Genomic DNA, 19,729 nt, shown 5'->3' with positions numbered 1-19,729 from the left:
ACGATGTAGAGACGCATATTTGCGTCTCTACACCCGCCTGCCATTACAACCGCACCCCGAACTTCTGGCCCAGGCTTTCCAGGTCGCGCAGCACCGGCTCCAGCAGCGGAATACCTTCGAGCAGGCGCACGGCGGCGGTTTCGCGCTCCGGGTCGCCGGGGATAAGCACGCGCTGGCCCTCCGTGGCGCGGGCGGCCCGGAAGGTGGCAATCCAGTTGTCCATATCGGCCTTGAACTCGGCGGCGGGGCGGAAGGCATCAACCCGCATGGCCCCGAAAAAATGGCCCAGGCCCTGCCCCACGGGGTTGGCGGCCGGCTGCAAAAAGGCCACGAAGGGCGGTACCCAAGGGCCATAATTGGCCCCGCTGAGCACCGCCGAAAAAATATCGACCACCGCGCCCAGCCCGTAGCCCTTGTGCGAGCCGGTGGCCCCGCCCAGCGGCAGCAAAGCCCCACCGTTTTTCACGGCGTTGGGGTCGGTCGAGCCCACGCCGGCCGCGTCCTGGGCCCAGCCTTCGGGGATGGGTTGCTGCTTGCGCTGGGCAATTTCGAGCTTGCCGTTGGCGGCGGTGGTGGTGGCCATATCGAGCACGAAATCGGGCTGCTCGGCGGCGGGCACGGCCACGGCAATGGGGTTGGTGCCCAGCAGCCGCTCCAGCGAGTGGGTGGGGGCCACCAGGGGCGAGGCGTTGGTCATGGCCACGCCAATCATGTCGTGGGCCAGCGGCAGCATGGCGTGGTAGCCGGCAATGCCGAAGTGATTGGAATTCTTCACCGAAACCCAGCCGGTGCCCACCTGCCGGGCCTTTTCCATGGCCACGCGCATGGCCCGCGGCCCCACCACCAGCCCCAGGCCCCCGTCGCCGTCCACCACGGCCGTGCTCGGCGTTTCGTACGTGACGCCCACCCGCGGGCGGGCGTTGATGCGGCCGGCTTCCCAGAGGCGCACGTAGCCAATCAACCGGGCCACGCCGTGCGAGTCCACCCCCCGCAAATCGGCCGACAGCAGCGTTTCGGTGGCCAGCGTGGCGTCCTCGTCGGGGCAGCCGATGGCGCGGAACACAGATTCGGAAAAGGCGAAAAGCTGAGAGTAGGGAAGCGTGGTAGTCATGGGCGGTAGGGGAGAGGGCGTTTGGAGTGAGTGCGAGATAAAAGAACGGGGTCATGTTGAGCGCAACGGAGCGGAGTCGAAGCATCTCTACCGCAACGCTAATCCTGTCGTTGATTTTACTACCGCGGTAGAGATGCTTCGGCTGCGCTCCGCTTCACTCAGCATGACCCCGGTTTTTCCACTCCTCACATCGTTCAACGATTCGCGAAGCTGGAGCTTCGCGTTACAGCATTTCGGCCAGCAGGCCCTCCTTGAGCGCGTAGGCCGAGGTGCGGATGCGGGTCAGGCCGGTCAGGTTCAGCACATAGTCAATCAGAATAGCCGCTACTACCAGCATATCGGCGCGCATGGGCAGGATGCCGGGCAGAGCCTGGCGCTGCTCGTGGTTGAGGCTGAGTAGCTGCTGGTAGCTGTGGCGGAAGCTGCTCAGCGCCAGTTCGGTGCTGGGCGGCAGCTCGGCCTCGGGGCGCAGCTGGCCCAGCTGCATGTCGGCCAGGCTGTCGAAGCTGCCCGACGCGCCTACCAGGCTCACCGGCGGATATTCGGCCAGGGCGGCCGTCAGCTGGGCCAGCACTTCGGCCAGGTAGTGCTGCTCGGCCACAATGGCTTCGGCGGGCATGATGCCGCTGGGCTCCGGGAAAAACCGGTCGAGCAGGCGCTGGGCCCCGATTTCGAAGCTGCGCTTCCAGAAAATGGTGGTGTCGTTGGCGATGATGAATTCGACTGAGCCGCCGCCAATGTCCATGATAAGGTGGCGCTCGGGGCCCAGCGGCACAGCCTGCCGCACGCCGGCGCAAATCAGCTCGGCCTCCCGGTCGCCGCCAATCACTTCCACCCGGATGCCGGTCTGCTCAAAGATGTCCTTAACCAGCTCGGGGCCGTTTTCCGTCACGCGCATGGCGCTGGTGGCCGTGGCCCGCACGTCAGTTACCTGGTGCAGCTCAATTTCTTCGCGGAAGCCCAGCAGCGCGTGTAGGGCCCGCTCGTAGGCCGGCTCGGCAATGCGGCCCGCGCTGATGCCACCCTCGCCCAGCCGCACGCCCACCTTGGTGCGCAACAATGGGCGCGGCGCGGCCTGGCCGTCGTCGGGCAGCTCCACAATCAGCAGGTGAAACGTGTTGGTGCCCATATCGATGAGGGCGAGGCGGCGGTGGGGCATAAGCGTTGTTCGTTTTTTGTTATTCGTTTTTCGGCTCGTCGTGGGCCGTTGCCTCGCGGGTTCTTGCTGGCCGAATCAGCCCTGCTGGCGCTATGGCAGCAACCGGCTTCCCGAATTACGCAAGAAGACGAAAAACGAAAAACGAGAGACGAAAAACGAGAAAATCAGGTGGCAAACCGGCAGAAGGTGCCCAGCGGCAGCTTGCGGGCCCCGGCGTCGTGCAGGTAGATTTCCCCGATTTCGCGCCGCTCGCGCATCGTGGGGAAGATTTCGCTTACCAGATTATCCAGAATCAGGGCCGAGAAGCCCAGCGAGTAGAGGTTGACGAGGAAGAAGTGGTCTTCGGGGTCGAGCAGCTGCTGGCAGAGCTTGAGCATTTCGTTGAGCTCGTCTTCGAGCTGCCACTTTTCGCCGTTGGGGCCGCGGCCGTAGGCGGGCGGGTCGAGGATGAGGCCCTGGTACTTGCTGCCGCGCTTCACCTCGCGCTTCACGTACTTCATGGCGTCCTCGACCAGCCAGCGCACCCCATCGAGGCCCGAGGCTTCCATGTTGTCGCGGGCCCAGAAATTGACCTGTTTCACCGAGTCGAGGTGCGTAACGTCGGCGCCGGCGGCGCGGGCGGCCAGCGTGGCGGCACCCGTGTAGGCAAACAGGTTGAGCACCCGGGGCTGGGCCGCTTTGCGGCGGCGCGTTTCGTTGTAGATAAATTGCCAGTTGGGGTCCTGCTCCGGAAACAGGCCCACGTGCTTGAACGACGACATGCCTAACCGGAAGCGCAATTTCAGGCCGTCGGGTCGCTCGTAGCCAATGTGCCACTGCTCGGGCGTGCCGGGCTTTATTTTCCACTGCCCGCGCTCCTGGCTGCCTTTTTCGCGGGTGAAAATGGCGTTGGCGCGCTGCCACTCCGAGGCCGGCAGGTGCGGGTCCCAGATGGCCTGCGGCTCGGGCCGGGCCAGAATGTGCTGGCCGAAACGCTCCAGCTTCTCGAAGTTGCCCGCGTCGAGCAACTCGTAATCGGCCCAGGGGCTCGTGGTAAGGAAAGTATACATGCTGCGGGCAAAGGTAGCGGGTGAGGAGGTGATGGAGGTGAGTAGGTGATGGAGGAACGGTCATTCTGAGCATGCTGCGCTTAGAGCAGGGACGAAGAATCTCGCGTGCCACAGTAATTCCTGACGACAGGTTAGCATTGCCCGCGAGATTCTTCGACTACGGCTGCGCACCCTGGCGCAATTCGCCACATGCTCAGAATGACCGCTCCCCCATCACCCCCATCACCCCCATCACCTCCATCACCTCCATCACCTCCATCACCTCCATCACCTCCTCACCTCCATCACCTCCCTCACCTCCTCACCTCCATCACCTCCTCACCCCCATCACCTCCATCACCTCCATCACCTCCTCACCTCCATCACCTCCTCACCCGCTACCTTTGCCCTATGAGTACCACGCTGCACTTCTGCAAATACCAGGGCACCGGCAACGACTTCGTCATGGTCGACGACCGGGCCAATCAGTTCGATGCCGCCGACCATCAACGCGTGCGCCACCTCTGCGACCGGCGCCGCGGCATCGGGGCCGATGGGCTGATTCTGCTGCGCCAGCATCCGGAGTACGATTTCGAGATGGTGTATTTCAACGCCGACGGCCATTTGGGCTCGATGTGCGGCAACGGCGGCCGCTGCACCGTCGCCTTCGCCCGGCGGCTGGGCGTCATCGAAACCGACACCCGCTTCCTGGCCACCGACGGCCCCCACGAGGCCCGCATAGAGGCCGACGGCCTCGTGCACCTGCGCATGCAGGACGTGCGCGGCCAGCAGGAAATCGACGATTACGGCGTGTTCCTCGACACCGGCTCGCCCCACTTGGTGCGCTTCGAGCCAACCGGCATCCTGGCCGGGCTCGACGTGTTTGCCGAAGGCCGGGCCCTGCGCAACGGCGAGTTGTTCCGCCAGAAAGGTACCAACGTCAACTTCGTGGAGGCGCCCGTCGCGCCCGGCCAGCCCTGGCAGGTGCGCACCTACGAGCGGGGCGTGGAGGACGAAACCCTGAGCTGCGGAACCGGCGTAACGGCCGTGGCGCTGGCCGCCTCGCGCCACGGCGCCGCCAGCCCCGTGCAGTTGCGCACGCCCGGCGGCGAGCTACAGGTGGCCTTCGAGGCCCAGCCCGACGGCTCGTTCACCCACATCTACCTCAGCGGCCCCGCTACGTTTGTGTTCGAAGGAGAGGTGTAAGGCTTGCTAATTGTGCGGCCGGTATGGGATTGTAGAGACGCAAAGATGCGTCTCTACAATCCCATACCGGCCGCGAAATATCCAAAACACCAACCCGTGCCCCAAACTGACTTTCTCACCGTCCGCAACATCAGCCTGGAAGAGCACGGCCAGGCCATGCTGAGCGGTATCAGCTTCGAGCAGCCCGCGGGCCGCAAGCTGGCGCTGGCAGGCGAATCAGGGGCCGGCAAGAGTACGTTGTTGCAGGTAATTGCCGGGCTGGTGCAGCCCACGGCGGGGGAGGTGCGCTTTGCCGGCCGCCGGGTGCGCGGGCCCCAGGAGGTGCTGGTGCCTGGGCATCCGGGCATCGTGTATTTGTCGCAGAAGTCGGACTTGCCCAAGTCGCTGCGGGTGGAGCAGGTGCTGCGCTACGCCAGCAAGCGGCCCGCGGCCGAAGCTCAGGCGGTGTACGAGGTCTGCCGCATCAGCCCGCTCATGGCCCGGCGCACCAACCAGCTTTCGGGTGGCGAGCAGCAGCGGGTGGCGCTGGCGCGGCTGCTGCTTTCGGCCCCGCGCCTGCTGTTGCTCGACGAGCCCTTCTCCAACCTCGACCGCACCCACAAGCAGCAACTCCAGCAGGTCATCCGCGAAGTGGGGGAGGAGCTGGGCATCACCTGCCTGCTCGTCTCGCACGACCCCACCGACACGCTGCCCTGGGCCGATGAGATTCTGGTACTGCACCGCGGCCGGCTGGTGCAGCAGGGCCCTCCCGAGCAGGTGTATCGCCAGCCGGTAAGCGAGTACGCGGCCGCCCTGTTCGGCGACTATAACCACCTCGCAGGCCCCGACCTGCGCGCCCTGCTGGCCGCCGCCCCGCGCCGCCGCCTGCCCGGCCCGGTGCTGCTCGTGCGCCCCGAAAACCTGCAACTGGCCCCCGCCGGCAGCCCCGGCGCGGCCGGCACCGTGCGGGCCGTGCGTTTCCTGGGTAGCTACTACGAAGCCGAAGTGCAGCTACCCGCCACGTTGCTACGAGTGCGCCTGCCGGCCGCATCGGTAGTGGCAGGTGAGGCGGTGGTAGTGCAGCTGGCGGAAGGCGCGCCGGTTTCGTTTATTGATTTAACGGCGTAGGTTATACCATTCAACCGGGTGGGTTTTTGCCGAAGGTTTTCAGCCGGATGGGCACTCCCAGCGTGGCGCTAACCCCAGAGCCACGGATATGCAGCGTAGTGGCCCCGCGCTGCGAATTGTATTGATACTGTACTGGTACCAGCAGCATATCGGTGAGGCCCTGCGTGTAGTAAATGCTCAGGTTCAGCCGCTCCTTGCCCAAGCGGTAAAATCGGGCTGTAACGCCGCCCATCAGGAATCCGCCCCACTTGCGACGCACGATAATGGTTTGGCGGAAGTCGATAGTATCGTATAACAAGCCACCAGCACTCACTCCTCCACAATCCAAACAGTTGTTGCCAAGCCGATTCAGCCCACCACCCAGCACCGCATCCAGACGGAAGCTAGCCAGATACGTGTGGCGGATGGTGTCGATTTCGCGGATATTTATTTCGCGGAATGTTTTGCTGAGCAGCACTGGTAACTGGTGCATGTATACGCCGGTGCCATGTCCCTTCCATTCGCCGTGAAATGGATTTACAGTATATTTTTGGGGCATTTGAAGGCTATAGGCCCAGGCCAAAGAACTGCCGCTGTAGCCGGCCGCTATACCAAGCTTTTCCTGCACCTGAAGGCGTAACATCACAACGCCCTGTTCATCAAAGCTCATGTCTCTGAGCGTGCTGTAAGGCTTGAAAGGTCGCGTACCTTTGCCGAAGTAAGCTCCTTCGGCTTGATTGTGATTGACGCCCAGACGGAGGTCCAGGTAGAGCTTGCTTTGAGCATAGCTAACAGACGTGCCAAGCAGCAGTAGAATGAAGAACAAACAGAAAAACTTGAGCATAAGATAAAAAGAATAGTGTCGCGGTGGAATGCCAGACAAGCTAACGGTTAGCAATATAGCGCCGGTATATCGCCGCTCACTTATATTTTTCGACCTACTATCTAACGCCCATGCTCCAATCCGACCTCATCCGCCTGCGCACCCTCGAAGCCGACGACCTCGATTTCCTGTACCAGCTGGAAAACGACCCGGCCGTGTGGGGCGTGTCGGATACGCTGGCGCCCGTGTCGCGGCACGTACTGCGGCAGTACCTGGATAACGCGGCGGCCGATTTTTTTGAGGTGCGGCAGCTGCGGCTGGTGCTGGAGGATGCGGCCAGCGGGGCGGCCGTGGGCACGCTGGATTTGTTCGGCTTCGAGCCGTTGCACCAGCGGGCCGGCGTGGGCATTACGGTGCTGGCCGGGCACCGGCGGCACGGCTACGCCCGGGCCGCGCTGGAGTTGCTGCAACCCTACGCCCGGCAGGTGCTGCGCCTGCACCAGCTTTTCTGCACGATTGGGGCCGATAACGAGGCCAGTTTGCAGCTATTTGCCGCGGCGGGTTTTTCGCGGGTGGGCGTGCGGCGCGAGTGGCTGCGCACCGCCGAAGGCTGGCAGGACGCCGTGGAACTGCAATGCCTGCTTTAGCAGAAGGCCCAGGCGAAACAAAAGGCCGCATAACCGGAGGCAGCGCGGAAAGGTTTAGCTCGACAAGAACCTGAATTTCTTAGCCGGCGCGGCCAGTTAAAATAGCCGTAGCTCAACAATATCCTTTTAAAAAGACGGGCGTATAGGCCAAGGAAGCGCGGCGGAAAGAACCGTGTGGTTGCCTGGCTTCACCCAATTACTTAGCCCGTTCTTTATGTCATCTGCCCCACCGGCGGAAGCGCCCGTGCGCTCCGCCCTTGCCACTACTGCTGGCCAGCCTACCGCTTACTCATTGCCCGACGTTGTGTGTTTTGCGCACCTGCACTGGGATTTCGTGTGGCAGCGGCCCCAGCACCTGATGTCGCGCTTTGCCCAGCAGGGGCGGGTGTTTTACGTAGAAGATGCCTTCTTTCATGACAACGACGAAGTGCAGCCCCACCTCGAACTGAAGGAGCGGCAGCACGGCCTGCAAGTGGTAGTGGCCCACCTGCCCAACCGCCTCCGCCACGATGCCCCGGCGGCCGATGCCGCCCAGAATACGCTGCTGCACGCGTTTTTCCAAGAGCAAAACCTGACCAACTACCTGTTCTGGTACTACACCCCGATGGCCCTGGGCAAGTCGGGCGGCTTTGCTCCCGCCCTCACGGTGTACGACTGCATGGATGAGCTGGCCAACTTCAAGTTCGCGCCGCCCGAGCTGCGCGAGCGGGAGCAGCAGCTGTTCCGTAAAGCCGACCTCGTGTTCACCGGCGGCCACACACTCTACGAGGCCAAGCGCCAGCAACACCCCGATGCCCACCCCTTCCCCAGCAGCATCGACAAAGACCACTTCGGCCAGGCCCGCCAGCCCCTGCCCGAGCCCGCCGACCAGGCCGGCATTGCGCACCCGCGCATCGGTTTCTTCGGCGTAGTAGATGAGCGGCTCGACATTGCGCTGCTGGGCCAGCTGGCCGAAGCGCACCCCGAATGGCAGTTCGTCATCATCGGCCCAGTCGTTAAAATCGACCCCGCCACGCTGCCCCAAAACCCCAACATCCACTACCTCGGCGGCAAAGATTACCAGGAGCTGCCCACCTACCTGGCGGGCTGGGATGTGGCCACGCTGCTGTTCGCCGATAACGAGAGCACCAAGTTCATTTCGCCCACCAAAACGCCCGAGTACCTGGCCGCCGGCCGGCCCGTGGTCAGCACGCCCATCCGCGACGTGGTACGGCCCTATGGTGAGTTGAACCTGGTGCAGATTGCCGCCACCGCCGACGAGTTCGGCCAGGCCATAGCAACGGCCCTCACCCAGACCCAGGACGCCGACTGGCGTCGGCGCACCGACGACTACCTGGCCACCATCAGCTGGGACCTCACCTGGCAGCAGATGGTGGAGTTGATGCAGGCCAAAACCAAGGTGCAGTAATTGATTAGCAGGTTATAGTAGTGTTCAGCTTAAGCAGGATGGCCAATTATTTTGGCTGAATTTGCTAAAAAGTTGCATCAAAATACTGATTGGTTTGTTCCAAGACGCAGGTTCTGTTTCCTGGTTCTGCCTTCCTCCATCCAAGGCTGAAGCGTTGCGTTTCAGCCTCTCCCAAACCTCCTCCAAACACCACTTTATGTTTGATTATCTAATCGTCGGGGCCGGGTTTGCCGGTAGCGTGCTAGCCGAGCGGCTGGCTACGCGCTCCAACAAGAAAGTACTGGTTGTCGACAAGCGCAACCACATTGCCGGCAACGCCTACGACCACTATAACGAGGACGGGATTCTGGTGCACAAATACGGTCCGCACATCTTCCACACCAACTCCAAGGACGTATTCGAGTACCTGTCGAACTTCACCGACTGGCGCCCCTACGAGCACCGCGTGCTGGCTTCGGTGGATGGCCAGATGGTGCCCATGCCCATCAACCTCGATACTATCAACAAACTCTACGGCCTGAAGCTGAACAGCTTCGAAGTGGAGGAGTTCTTCGAATCGGTAGCCGAGAAAGTGCCGGTCATCAAAACGTCGGAAGACGTGGTGGTGAGCAAGGTGGGCCGGGAGCTGTACGAGAAGTTCTTCCGCAACTACACGCGCAAGCAGTGGGGCATGGACCCCTCGGAGCTCGATAAGTCGGTGACCAGCCGCGTGCCCACCCGCACCAACCGCGACGACCGCTACTTCACCGACACCTACCAGGCCATGCCCCTGCACGGCTACACCCGCATGTTCGAGCGGTTGCTGGACCACCCCAACATCAAGGTGATGCTCAACACCGACTACCACGACATCATCGACTTTATTCCCTTCAAGGAGATGATTTTCACGGGGCCGGTCGATGAGTTCTTTGATTTTCAGTACGGCAAGCTGCCCTACCGCTCGCTCGAATTCAAGCACGAAACGCTGAACACCGAGAACTACCTGGCCGCGCCGGTTGTCAACTACCCCAACGACAACCTGTATACCCGCATCACCGAGTTCAAGGCCCTCACCGGCCAGCAGCACCCCAAAACGGCCATCGTGTACGAGTACCCCAAGGCCGAGGGCGACCCTTACTACCCCGTGCCGCGCCTCGAAAACGCCGAGTTGTACTCCAAGTACAAGAAGCTGGCCGACCAGACCCCGAACGTGCATTTCGTGGGCCGCCTGGCCACCTATAAGTACTATAACATGGACCAGGTGGTGGCCCAGGCCCTCACGCTTTATAAGAAGCTCACCGAGAAATCGGACGAGGCCGTGCGCAAGCCCGCCATTGCCGGCTCCACCGAGCTGGTCGATAAGCTGGTGTCGCGCGACCCGGCCAAGCCGTAGCCTGGTTAGCTGGTAGCTGAAGAAACGTCATTCCGAGCGAAGCGAAGAATCCCGCGTATTATCGTTGTCAATTGATTCAACGATAGCACACGAGATTCTTCGCTTCGCTCGGAATGACGTTTTTTTATGAGTTTGACCGGATAAACGGAAGCTATCAGCTACTAGCTGCCGCCTAGCAGCCAGCCAGCTGCCCTGACAAGCCGGCGGGGCGGCCGCAATGCGCACAATCTTTGAAGGACGGGCCAGGTCGTTTCGGGGGGCGGAGCGGCGCGGCAGCTTAAAAAGAGCCGGGAGGATTCCCGAAAAACGCCGTAAATTTGACCTGCGCCCCGGCGTTTCAATCCAAGGTAACTACCACATGCTTGATTTTTTAGGGAAGACCGTCGCCAAATTATTTGGGTCCAAGGCCGATAAGGACCTGAAGGAGATTGTCCCGTACGTGGCGCTCATCAACGCCGAATATGCCAAACTGGCAGCCATCAGCGACGACGAGCTGCGCGCCCGCACCGATGAAGTGCGCGCCCGCATCAACGCCCACCTGAAAACGACCGACGACCAGCTGGCCGGCCTGCACGAGCGCGTGAATGCCGACGGCCTCGACGCCATCCAGAAGGAGGAGCTGTTCGACCAGATTGATGCCCTCGAGAAGCAGCGCAACAAGGAGCTGGAAGTGGTGCTGCTGGAAGTGCTGCCCCTGTCCTTCGCCATCACCAAGGAAACCGCCCGCCGCTACGCCGAAAACAAGCAGCTCGTGGTAACGGCCACCGACTACGACCGCGAGTACGCCAGCCGCAAGCCCAACGTCACGATTGAGGGCGACAAGGCCATCTGGAGCAACAAGTGGCTGGCCGCCGGCGCCGAGGTTACCTGGGACATGGTGCACTACGATGTGCAGCTGATTGGCGGCGTGGTGCTGCACCAGGGCAAGATTTCGGAAATGGCCACCGGCGAAGGCAAAACGCTGGTTTCGACGCTGCCCTCGTTCCTGAACGCGCTGGCCAAGCGCGGCGTGCACCTGGTTACGGTGAACGACTACCTGGCCAAGCGCGACTCGGAGTGGAACGCGCCGCTGTTCGAGTTCCACGGCATTACCGTGGACTGCATCGACAAGCACCAGCCCAACACCGACGCCCGCCGCAAGGCCTACCTGGCCGACATCACCTACGGCACCAACAACGAGTTCGGCTTCGATTACCTGCGCGACAACATGGCCCGCGACCCGCAGGAGCTGGTGCAGCGCAAGCACCACTACGCCATGATTGACGAAGTGGACTCGGTGCTGATTGACGACGCCCGGACCCCGCTCATCATCTCGGGCCCCATTCCGCGCGGCGACGTGCACGAGTTCCACCAGCTCAAGCCCCGGATTCAGAAGGTGGTGGAAGCCCAGAAAAAGCTGGTGCAGAATTACCTCGTGGAGGCCCGCAAAGCCATCAAGGAAGGTGATTTTGGCCCCAAGGAGGGCGAAGGTGGCCTGGCGCTGTTCCGCGCCTACCGCGGCCTGCCCAAGAGCAAGCCGCTCATCAAATTCCTGAGCGAAACCGGCATGCGCGCCGCGTTGCAGAAGGTGGAGAACTTCTACCTCCAGGACAACTCGCGCCAGATGCCCCAGGCCGATTCGCCCCTGTACTTCACCATCGACGAGAAAAACAACCAGATTGAGCTGACCGAAAAGGGCCTCGACCTGATTACCGGCGAGGGCGAGGACCCGCGCCTGTTCATCATGCCCGACATCGGCTCCGAGCTGGCCGATATTGAGAAGAACGCTGCCCTCACTGGCGAGGAAAAGCTGCACGCCAAGGAGCAGCTGATGGACAACTTCCAGCAGCAGTCGGAGCGGGTGCACACCATCAACCAGCTGTTGAAGGCCTACACGCTGTTCGAGCGCGACGACCAGTACATCCTCACCGAGGACGGCAAGGTGAAGATTGTGGACGAGCAGACCGGCCGCGTGATGGAAGGCCGCCGCTACTCCGACGGCCTGCACCAGGCCCTGGAGGCCAAGGAAAACGTGCGCGTCGAGGAGCTGACCCAGACCTACGCTACCGTAACGCTCCAGAACTTCTTCCGCATGTACCACAAGCTGGGCGGCATGACGGGTACGGCCGAAACCGAGGCCGGCGAGTTCTGGGAAATCTACAAGCTCGACGTAGTCGTGATTCCGACCAACCGCGGCATTGCCCGCAAGGACGAGCACGACAAGGTGTACAAAACGGTGCGCGAGAAGTACAACGCCGTGGCCGACGAAATCCAGGAGCTGGTGCAGGCCGGGCGCCCGGTGCTGGTAGGTACCACGAGCGTCGAGATTTCGGAGCTGGTGAGCCGCATGCTCAAGTTCAAGGGCATTGCCCACCAGGTGCTCAACGCCAAGCAAAACCAGCGCGAAGCTGAAATCGTGGCCGCCGCCGGCTACCCCGGCACCGTAACCATCGCCACCAACATGGCCGGCCGCGGTACCGACATCAAGCTGCGCGAAACCAGCAAAGAGTCGGGCGGTTTGGCCATCATCGGCACCGAGCGCCACGAAAGCCGCCGCGTCGACCGCCAGTTGCGGGGCCGCGCCGGCCGCCAGGGCGACCCGGGCTCCAGCCAGTTCTTCGTGAGCCTGGAAGACAACCTGATGCGCCTGTTCGGCTCCGACCGTATTGCCAAGCTCATGGACCGTATGGGGCTGGAAGAGGGCGAAGTGATTCAGCACTCGATGATTACCTCCTCGATTGAGCGGGCCCAGAAGAAGGTGGAGGAGAACAACTTCGGCATCCGCAAGCGCCTGCTCGAGTACGATGACGTGATGAACGCCCAGCGCGAGGTGGTGTACAAGCGCCGCCGCAACGCCCTGCACGGCGAGCGGCTGGAGCTCGACATCTGGAACATGATTTACGACGTCTGCGAAGACATCGTGGTGGGCCACAAAGGCAGCAACGACTTCGGCGACTTCCAGCTGGCCATCATCCGCATCTTCGGCTACGACACCCACCTGACCGCCCAGCAGCTGACCGGCATGACGGCCGCCCAGCTCACCCAGCTGCTCTACGACGAAGCCCTGGGCTACTACCACAGCAAGAACGAGTTCATCGGCAACAATGCCATGCCGCTCATCAACGATTTGCTGAGCCAGAACGCGCCCTACGAAAACATTGCCGTGCCCTTCACCGACGGCCGCAAGCAGATTCAGGCCGTGGCCAACCTGCGCCGCGCCCAGGCCACCCAGGGCCAGGAGGTTATCCGGGGCATGGAGAAAGTCGTGGTGCTGTCGGTTATCGACGAGGCTTGGACCAAGCACCTGCGCGCCATGGACGACCTCAAGCAGGTGGTGCAGAACGCCGTGTACGAGCAGAAGGACCCGCTGCTGGTGTACAAGTTCGAGTCGTTCGAGCTGTTCAAGCAGATGATCAGCAAGGTCAACGAGGACACCATCCAGTTCCTGTTCCGCGCCGACGTGCCCATGCAGGCCGGCCAGGATGGCGAGGAGGAGTTCGAGTACTTCACCGAGGACGAACTGCCCGTCGCCCCGCCCCAGCCCAAGCTCACGATGGAGAAGGAAACGTCGTCCGTCTCGCTCGGCGCCGGCCCCGAGGACCTGGAGCAGGACGGCGCCATGCCCCAGGTGCTGGAAAAGCAGCAGCCCATCCGCTCCCAGAAAGTGGCCAACCGCAACGAAAAGGTGAGCGTGCAGTACATGGACGGCCGCATCGTGCGCGACGTGAAGTTCAAGCAGGTGGAAGACGACCTGCTGAATGACCGCGCCGTGCTGATTGACTAGCGGACCACGGGAAACGTTGGGCGCTTGAGTCCTGCGTAATGTTCAGGATTTTGGCTCTGGCCTTCTGAAAGCTGCGCCAGTTCGCGTAGAACCCTGTTTTTTAGTGTAAGCCCCGGTTCGTTGCCCTCTGGCCGCGGGCCGGGGCTTTTGCTGGAAAGGTTTTTGAGAGGGCGGCCCGTTCGTTAGCCGGCTGCTTTACCGGCAGCCGAACCAGGCAGTTAAACTACATCTTCGCCCTAAGCCCTCCAACTCAATCGTTATGAACCTCGCCCCCTACATCGACCTTACCCTGCTCAAGCCTGACGCCACGCCGGAGCAGATTGCGCGGCTTTGCGCCGAGGCGGCCACCCACCGCTTTGCCAGCGTGTGCGTGCCGCCCTGCTACGTGCGCCAGGCCGTCGAGGCGCTGCAAGGTTCGGGCGTGGCCGTATGCACGGTTATCGGATTTCCATTGGGCTACTCGCTGGCCAAGGTGAAGTTTTTCGAGGGCCACCTGGCCCTGACCGACGGGGCTACCGAGCTGGACATGGTGCTCAACATTGGGGCCCTGAAGGCCGGCCGGCACGAGGAAGTGGAGGAAGAAATCGGGCAGCTGGCCGAACTGTGCCGCCTGCGCGGGGCCCTGCTCAAGGTCATTATCGAAACCGCTTTGCTCACCGACGACGAAATCGTGACGGCCTGCCAGCTCTGCGCCGAGGCGGGGGCCAACTTCGTGAAAACCAGCACCGGCTTTGCCAGCCGCGGCGCCTCGGTGGCCGACATCGAGCTGATGCGCGCCTCGCTGCCCACCCACATCCGCCTGAAAGCCTCCGGCGGCATCCGGACCCGTGCGGCCGCTTTGGCGCTGGTGGCAGCCGGCGCCGACCGGCTGGGTGCCTCCGATGGCGTAGCTTTGCTGGCCGAACCCGCCGCTGAATCCGCTTCCAAACCCGCCGCCTATGACTCCGACCACGACTCTGACCCTGTCTCGTAACGTGCTGCTGTTATGTGGCCTGCTGTCGTTGGGCGCCTGTGCCGCCTCGGGCCCGGCCGCGCCATCGGCCGACACTACCCGCCGCAGCAGCCAGCTGCCGGCCGAGGACCTGAGCCAGTTCCGGCCGGTGTTTCCGGCGCCGAAAGCGACGGCCGCCGTGCCGGCTCCCCGCGCCCGGCCGGTGCCGCCTACCAACCAGGTAAACGCGCAAATTGAGCAGCGGCTGCGCGACTTGTCGTACAGCAACCGCAACGTGAAGTATGCTCAGGGTTACCGGATTCTGGCGTACGTGGGGCTGGAAAAGGACAAGGCCATGAGCGTGCGCCGGGCCATCATCAGCCGCTACCCCGAGGAAACCGACTACCTGACCTACAAGAACCCCATCTTCCGCCTGCAAATCGGCGACTACCTCACCCGCCTCGAAGCCGCCCAGGCCCTGTTGCGCCTGCGCCCCCTGGCCCCCCGCGCCGAACTGGAAGCCATGCAGGTGATTATCAACAAGACAGGGTATTAACTCCTGATACGACGGAACGATGTCATGCTTCGCGCTGCTCAGCATGGCAGGATTCTCAGCTAACAGCTATCAGCTTAAGAAATGGACTTACTCTCCCGCGTGAAGCAGCTGGCGGCCGAAGCCGCCACCGACACCGTGGCGCTGCGCCAGCACCTGCACATGCACCCCGAGCTGTCGTTTGAGGAGCATAAAACGGTGGCTTTTGTCACGGAGCAGCTGCGGCAGCTGGGGTTGCAGCCCCAGCCCATTGCCAACACCGGCGTGGTGGCCGTTATCGAGGGCCGCAACCCCGGCAGCCGCACAGTGGCGCTGCGGGCCGACATGGACGCGCTGCCCATTACGGAGCAGAACGAGGTGCCCTACAAGTCGCAGAACCCGGGCGTGATGCACGCCTGCGGCCACGACGTGCACACGGCCTCGCTGCTGGGCGCGGCCCGGATTCTGGTGGCGCTGAAAGACGAGTTCGAGGGCAGCGTAAAACTCATGTTTCAGCCGGGTGAGGAGCGGCTGCCGGGCGGTGCTTCGCTGATGATTGCCGAAGGCGTGCTGGAGAATCCGAAGCCGGCCAGCGTGCTGGGCCAGCACGTTTTTCCGATGCTGCCGGCCGGCAAGGTGGGCCTGCGGGCCGGCCGCTACATGGCCAGCACCGACGAGCTGTACCTGACCGTGCGCGGCAAGGGCGGCCACGGCGCCATGCCTGAGCAGAACGTGGACCCGGTGCTGGTAGCGGCTCATATCATTGTGGCGGCTCAGCAGATTGTGAGCCGCCGGGCCAACCCCAAGCTGCCCTCGGTGCTGTCGTTCGGCAAAGTGCTGGCCCAGGGCGCCACCAACGTCATTCCCAACGAGGTGTACCTGGAAGGCACCTTCCGGACGCTAAATGAGGAGTGGCGCAACGAGGCCCACGAGCACCTGCGCCGCCTCTGCGAGGGCCTGGCCGAGAGCATGGGCGCGCGCTGCGAGCTGGAAATCCGCCGCGGCTACCCCTACCTCGAAAACGAGCCCGCCCTCACGGCCCGCACCGGGCAAGCCGCCATCGAGTACTTGGGTGCGGACAATGTGGTAGAGCTCGACCAGTGGATGGCCGCCGAAGACTTTGCCTACTTCAGCCAGGCTGCCAACGCCTGCTTCTACCGCCTTGGCACCGCCGCCGCCGATGGCAGCGGCCGCCTCACGGCTTCCGTGCACACGCCCACCTTCGACGTTGACCCGCACGCATTGGAAGTTGGCCCCGGCCTGATGGCCTGGTTAACACTGTGCGAGCTGGCGGAGAAATAGCCGGTTGTAGTTTGCCTGGGCTGAAGGCGTTTCAGCTTTTTTCAACACCAGTGAAGTATGGGCCCTGGGTCTTTGTATAGCTGCTCCTTACGTATGCGTATTCACCTATTTTCTGCTGTTGCAGCTACTTCGCTGCTGGCATTAGCCGCCCGACCCGCCGCCGCCCAGACCCGCTATACCGGCAACTGGCTGGTGTTGCCCGAGGTGCAGGCCGAATATACCCTTAGCGGCAACGACTATCTGCTGCTGGGAGTCAGCTGGGCGCGGCAGGCCAGGAACGGCGGCGGCGCTTATAGCAACGGGCAGCTGCGGCTGGGCTACGAGCACTTCTGGAACCCAAGCTGGAGCTGGGGCGCTACCCTGCGGGCGGTGCCCGAAAGAAATGAAAGCAATGGCAACGGCGAGTACTTGGGATTGGCCGGCAACATCATTCCCGGGCTGCTGCTGCGGCACCGCGCCCCGCTGGGCCCGCTAAACTTTTCCCAGCGCCTGGCCGTGGAGTACGCCGCCCGCACCGGCAACACGCTCGACAGCAAGAGCCGCGCCCATGCCCGCCTGCGCCTGGGCCTCGACCGCGAGTTTGCAGTAGGCTCTGTCGTGAAGCTGCGCCCCCGCGTGGCCTACGAAGCGCTGGCCTACCTGCGCTTCCAGCGGGATGAGGACCAATTGAAGGAGCGGTTCGTGGATTTCGGCAACCTGCGGGGCGAAGTGGGGGTCCGCCTCTCGCCGCGCTTCGACTTCACGCTCTGGGTGGCCTCGCAAACCCAGTACATTAACGCCCTGCAGCAGTTCGACAAGAACGGCAACCCCGTATCGGGCGGCAGCGTCAATCTGCGCACGCCCACTGTGGGCCTCGACGTGCGCTTTACGCTGGGCCGCGCCGCCCTCGCTGCCGACCGCCAGCCGCTGCCCACTCAGCACTAGCTGGCGGTAGTGTCATATTGACGCATGGGTAATGTCGGTTTCAGGCATTTAAGAGCCTTTTTAGATTGCTTGGGTGGGTGGTAGTTACTGTTTGATGTCAATATGGCATTGGAATTTGGTTGGTACAGAATTTAGAGAGTAGAGGTGTCGCCGGTTAGTGAATCGGCTATTCAACCTCAACCTTACTTTCTGTACTACTATGGCAACTTTGCTGTATAACAACCGTCCGGCCCGCACTTCCTTCAACTCGGCGCTCAACGAAATGCTGCGCGATACGCTGCCAGCCCAGAACCAGCCCGCCGAATCGTTCAACCCCGCCGCCGACGTGCTGGAGGGTCCCGAAGGCTTCCAGCTGCAGCTCGTGCTGCCCGGCGTGGCCAAGGAAGACGTGAAAATCGACTTCCAGGAGGGCCGCCTCACCGTCAGCGGCGAGCGGAAGGCTCCGGAAGCCACCGAAGAGGCCCCCAGATTCCGCCGCGTCGAGTCGGGCTACGGTAAGTTCGCGCGCACCTTCCGTCTGCCTGATACCGTGGACGTAACGGCCATCAGCGCCGAGCTTACCAACGGCATCCTGCACCTGACGCTGCCCTTCGACAGCAAGAAGGTGAGCAAGCTGCAAATCGAGGTTCGCTAAATCTTCACCAAAAAGGGCGCTCAACCGGGGCGCCCTTTTTGCTTAACTGAGCGGCTAACGTCCTCAGCGAGTGCCGCTCGGCTGAAACAATCTACCAACGGGCTGTTTTATTCCCTGAACGCCCGTGCAACCGGACACCATTGGCCGGGCATCTGACGTTGTAGAAGCACCGGAGAAAGGACTCGCCGCACCATTTACTGGTCTATTTGCCTTTTTCATCGTAAATTCAACTCTTGCTATTTTACCCTTAAGTCCTCAATACCCATGCAAGCAAAACAAATGATGCTCGGCCTGCTGGGCTCCGCCATTCTGGGCGGAGGCGTGGCCGTGGGCGGCTATAAGCTGCTCGAGCCGGAGCGCGACAATTCGCCCCAGGCCCTGGCCGCCGACCCCAACGTCCGCTACACCAGCGCCCTCAAAAGCAGCACTTACTCCATCCCCGACGGCCTGAACTTCACGGCCGCCGCCGCCACCGTTACGCCGGCCGTGGTGCACGTGATGACGGAATACTCGCCCCAGTCGGGCCAGAACGACGCCGCCATGCGCATGGACCCCTTCCTGCGCCAGTTCTTTGGGGATGATTTCGACCAGTACCGCGGCCGTGGCCGCCAGCAGGGTCCGCAGCAGGGCTCGGGCTCGGGCGTTATCATTGCCGCCAACGGCTACATCGTTACCAACAACCACGTTATCGACAAAGCCAGCAAGATTGAGGTGGTGATGGACGACAAGCGCAAGTTCGAGGCCGAGCTGGTGGGCAAAGACCCCAACACCGACCTGGCCCTGCTCAAGGTGAAAGCCGAAAACCTGCCCTTCATCCGCTACGGCAACTCCGACGACATCAAAGTGGGCGAGTGGGTGCTGGCCGTGGGCAACCCCTTCAACCTGAACTCGACCGTAACGGCCGGCATCATCTCGGCCAAGGGCCGCAACATCAACATCCTGCGCCGCGAGGATGGCATGGGTATCGAGTCGTTTCTGCAGACCGATGCCGTGGTGAACCCCGGCAACTCGGGCGGCGCGCTGGTCAACCTCAACGGCGACCTGATTGGCATCAACTCGGCCATTGCCTCGCAAACCGGCTCGTTCGTGGGTTACTCGTTCGCCGTGCCCAGTTCCATTGTGAGCAAGGTGATTGACGATTTGCTGAAGTATAAAGTGGTGCAGCGGGCCCTGCTGGGTGTGCAGATCCGCGAGATTGACGCCACGCTGGCCGCCGAAAAGAAGCTCAGCACCCTGAACGGGGTGTACGTGATAGGGGCCGGCAAAGGCAGCAGTGCCGCCGAGGCTGGCCTGCGCGAAGGCGACGTGATTACGTCCATCAACGGCGCGAAAGTGAACACGGCCTCGCAGCTGCAGGAGCAGGTGGCCCGCTTCCGCCCCGGCGACAAAATAAAGGTGAGCTACCTGCGCGAAGGCTCCAGCCGTACGGCTACGGCCACCCTGCGCAATGCCACCGGCACCACCGATGTAATTCGGGAAGTAGCCGCCACCACTATCAAGTACGAAGGCGCCAGTCTGAGCCCGGTAACGCGCCAGGAGCAGGGCAAGCTGGGCATTGAGGGTGGCGCCAAAATCAGCGGTATCCGCGACTCGAACTTCCGCGAAACCGGCATTGCCGACGGCTTCATCATCACCCGCATCGACAAGAACCGCGTGGAAAAGCCTCAGGACGTGCAGCGCCTGCTCGAAGCCGCCAAAGAAACCGACGGCGCGCTGGTAGAAGGCGTGTACCCCGACGGCCGCAAAGCCTACTATCCTATCGGACAAGCCCAGTAAGTTGTCCGGATTCCGAGTGAGCCCTGA

16 protein-coding genes are annotated in these 19,729 nt (G+C 62.5%); 12 read left to right on the top strand and 4 right to left on the bottom strand.

Annotation, left to right across the window (positions count from 1 at the left end; genetic code table 11):
- Positions 1-43: 43 nt before the first annotated feature.
- The 3 genes from BMY67_RS13980 to BMY67_RS13970 form a co-directional block, all read right to left on the bottom strand.
- Positions 44-1,111 carry an Ldh family oxidoreductase gene (locus BMY67_RS13980; RefSeq protein WP_092772604.1) on the bottom strand — a complete coding sequence of 356 codons (1,068 nt, stop codon included), beginning with the start codon at positions 1,109-1,111 and terminating at the stop codon, positions 44-46.
- Positions 1,112-1,334: 223 nt separating this feature from the next.
- Entirely contained in the window at positions 1,335-2,270 is a 936-nt protein-coding gene (locus BMY67_RS13975; RefSeq protein WP_092772602.1) for a Ppx/GppA phosphatase family protein, read from the bottom strand.
- Between the two features lie 164 nt (positions 2,271-2,434).
- Positions 2,435-3,319, bottom strand: coding sequence for a class I SAM-dependent methyltransferase (locus BMY67_RS13970; protein ID WP_092772600.1), 885 nt, complete (start codon positions 3,317-3,319; stop codon positions 2,435-2,437).
- Positions 3,320-3,709: 390 nt separating this feature from the next.
- Between BMY67_RS13970 and dapF the strand changes: the two genes are divergently transcribed.
- Positions 3,710-4,504, top strand: coding sequence for a diaminopimelate epimerase (gene dapF / locus BMY67_RS13965; RefSeq protein ID WP_092772598.1), 795 nt, complete (start codon positions 3,710-3,712; stop codon positions 4,502-4,504).
- A 96-nt stretch (positions 4,505-4,600) separates the two neighbouring features.
- The gene (locus BMY67_RS13960) at positions 4,601-5,611 is read left to right on the top strand and encodes an ABC transporter ATP-binding protein (protein WP_218144621.1); all 1,011 of its coding nucleotides are present in this window, start codon (positions 4,601-4,603) and stop codon (positions 5,609-5,611) included.
- 10 nt (positions 5,612-5,621) lie between these two features.
- Here BMY67_RS13960 and BMY67_RS13955 read toward each other — a convergent pair whose 3' ends face one another.
- Positions 5,622-6,434 carry a hypothetical protein gene (locus tag BMY67_RS13955; protein WP_092772596.1) on the bottom strand — a complete coding sequence of 271 codons (813 nt, stop codon included), beginning with the start codon at positions 6,432-6,434 and terminating at the stop codon, positions 5,622-5,624.
- A gap of 110 nt (positions 6,435-6,544) precedes the next feature.
- Here BMY67_RS13955 and BMY67_RS13950 point away from each other — a divergent pair, with 110 nt between their 5' ends.
- The 10 genes from BMY67_RS13950 (at position 6,545) to BMY67_RS13905 (ending at position 19,702) form a co-directional block, all read left to right on the top strand.
- On the top strand, positions 6,545-7,060 hold the full coding sequence (locus BMY67_RS13950) for a GNAT family N-acetyltransferase (protein WP_092772594.1): 516 nt from the start codon (positions 6,545-6,547) through the stop codon (positions 7,058-7,060).
- Positions 7,061-7,274: 214 nt separating this feature from the next.
- Positions 7,275-8,468: a glycosyltransferase family 1 protein gene (locus tag BMY67_RS13945; RefSeq protein WP_092772592.1), complete on the top strand. Its 1,194-nt coding sequence runs from the start codon at positions 7,275-7,277 to the stop codon at positions 8,466-8,468.
- Positions 8,469-8,664: 196 nt separating this feature from the next.
- Positions 8,665-9,840 (top strand): UDP-galactopyranose mutase, encoded by a 1,176-nt coding sequence (glf, locus tag BMY67_RS13940; RefSeq protein WP_092772590.1) that lies wholly within the window; start codon positions 8,665-8,667, stop codon positions 9,838-9,840.
- A 358-nt stretch (positions 9,841-10,198) separates the two neighbouring features.
- Positions 10,199-13,603 (top strand): preprotein translocase subunit SecA, encoded by a 3,405-nt coding sequence (gene secA / locus BMY67_RS13935; protein ID WP_092772588.1) that lies wholly within the window; start codon positions 10,199-10,201, stop codon positions 13,601-13,603.
- Between the two features lie 259 nt (positions 13,604-13,862).
- Complete coding sequence (gene deoC, locus BMY67_RS13930) at positions 13,863-14,576, top strand: deoxyribose-phosphate aldolase (protein WP_092772586.1); 714 nt, start codon at positions 13,863-13,865, stop codon at positions 14,574-14,576.
- Positions 14,542-15,090 (top strand): sporulation protein, encoded by a 549-nt coding sequence (locus BMY67_RS13925; RefSeq protein ID WP_143069831.1) that lies wholly within the window; start codon positions 14,542-14,544, stop codon positions 15,088-15,090. The genes deoC and BMY67_RS13925 overlap by 35 nt, the downstream gene beginning before the upstream one ends.
- 81 nt (positions 15,091-15,171) lie before the next feature.
- Positions 15,172-16,368, top strand: coding sequence for a M20 metallopeptidase family protein (locus BMY67_RS13920; protein WP_092772581.1), 1,197 nt, complete (start codon positions 15,172-15,174; stop codon positions 16,366-16,368).
- A 93-nt stretch (positions 16,369-16,461) separates the two neighbouring features.
- Complete coding sequence (locus BMY67_RS13915) at positions 16,462-17,292, top strand: hypothetical protein (RefSeq protein WP_092772579.1); 831 nt, start codon at positions 16,462-16,464, stop codon at positions 17,290-17,292.
- A 199-nt stretch (positions 17,293-17,491) separates the two neighbouring features.
- Entirely contained in the window at positions 17,492-17,926 is a 435-nt protein-coding gene (locus BMY67_RS13910; protein WP_092772577.1) for an Hsp20/alpha crystallin family protein, read from the top strand.
- Positions 17,927-18,190: 264 nt separating this feature from the next.
- Entirely contained in the window at positions 18,191-19,702 is a 1,512-nt protein-coding gene (locus tag BMY67_RS13905; protein WP_245745053.1) for a Do family serine endopeptidase, read from the top strand.
- Positions 19,703-19,729: the final 27 nt, after the last annotated feature.

The organism is Hymenobacter actinosclerus (assembly GCF_900111515.1).
GTDB classification, from domain to species: Bacteria; Bacteroidota; Bacteroidia; order Cytophagales; family Hymenobacteraceae; genus Hymenobacter; species Hymenobacter actinosclerus.
This window is presented reverse-complemented; position numbering and strand designations above follow the sequence as displayed.

Excerpts from the sequence above, each read along its gene's own strand:
- BMY67_RS13980 (WP_092772604.1), bottom strand. The coding sequence starts at position 1,111 with ATGACTACCACGCTTCCCTACTCTCAGCTTTTCGCCTTTTCCGAATCT.
- BMY67_RS13975 (WP_092772602.1), bottom strand. The coding sequence starts at position 2,270 with ATGCCCCACCGCCGCCTCGCCCTCATCGATATGGGCACCAACACGTTT.
- BMY67_RS13970 (WP_092772600.1), bottom strand. The coding sequence starts at position 3,319 with ATGTATACTTTCCTTACCACGAGCCCCTGGGCCGATTACGAGTTGCTC.
- dapF (WP_092772598.1), top strand. The coding sequence starts at position 3,710 with ATGAGTACCACGCTGCACTTCTGCAAATACCAGGGCACCGGCAACGAC.
- BMY67_RS13955 (WP_092772596.1), bottom strand. The coding sequence starts at position 6,434 with ATGCTCAAGTTTTTCTGTTTGTTCTTCATTCTACTGCTGCTTGGCACG.
- BMY67_RS13950 (WP_092772594.1), top strand. The coding sequence starts at position 6,545 with ATGCTCCAATCCGACCTCATCCGCCTGCGCACCCTCGAAGCCGACGAC.
- BMY67_RS13945 (WP_092772592.1), top strand. The coding sequence starts at position 7,275 with ATGTCATCTGCCCCACCGGCGGAAGCGCCCGTGCGCTCCGCCCTTGCC.
- glf (WP_092772590.1), top strand. The coding sequence starts at position 8,665 with ATGTTTGATTATCTAATCGTCGGGGCCGGGTTTGCCGGTAGCGTGCTA.
- secA (WP_092772588.1), top strand. The coding sequence starts at position 10,199 with ATGCTTGATTTTTTAGGGAAGACCGTCGCCAAATTATTTGGGTCCAAG.
- deoC (WP_092772586.1), top strand. The coding sequence starts at position 13,863 with ATGAACCTCGCCCCCTACATCGACCTTACCCTGCTCAAGCCTGACGCC.
- BMY67_RS13925 (WP_143069831.1), top strand. The coding sequence starts at position 14,542 with ATGACTCCGACCACGACTCTGACCCTGTCTCGTAACGTGCTGCTGTTA.
- BMY67_RS13920 (WP_092772581.1), top strand. The coding sequence starts at position 15,172 with ATGGACTTACTCTCCCGCGTGAAGCAGCTGGCGGCCGAAGCCGCCACC.
- BMY67_RS13915 (WP_092772579.1), top strand. The coding sequence starts at position 16,462 with ATGCGTATTCACCTATTTTCTGCTGTTGCAGCTACTTCGCTGCTGGCA.
- BMY67_RS13910 (WP_092772577.1), top strand. The coding sequence starts at position 17,492 with ATGGCAACTTTGCTGTATAACAACCGTCCGGCCCGCACTTCCTTCAAC.
- BMY67_RS13905 (WP_245745053.1), top strand. The coding sequence starts at position 18,191 with ATGCAAGCAAAACAAATGATGCTCGGCCTGCTGGGCTCCGCCATTCTG.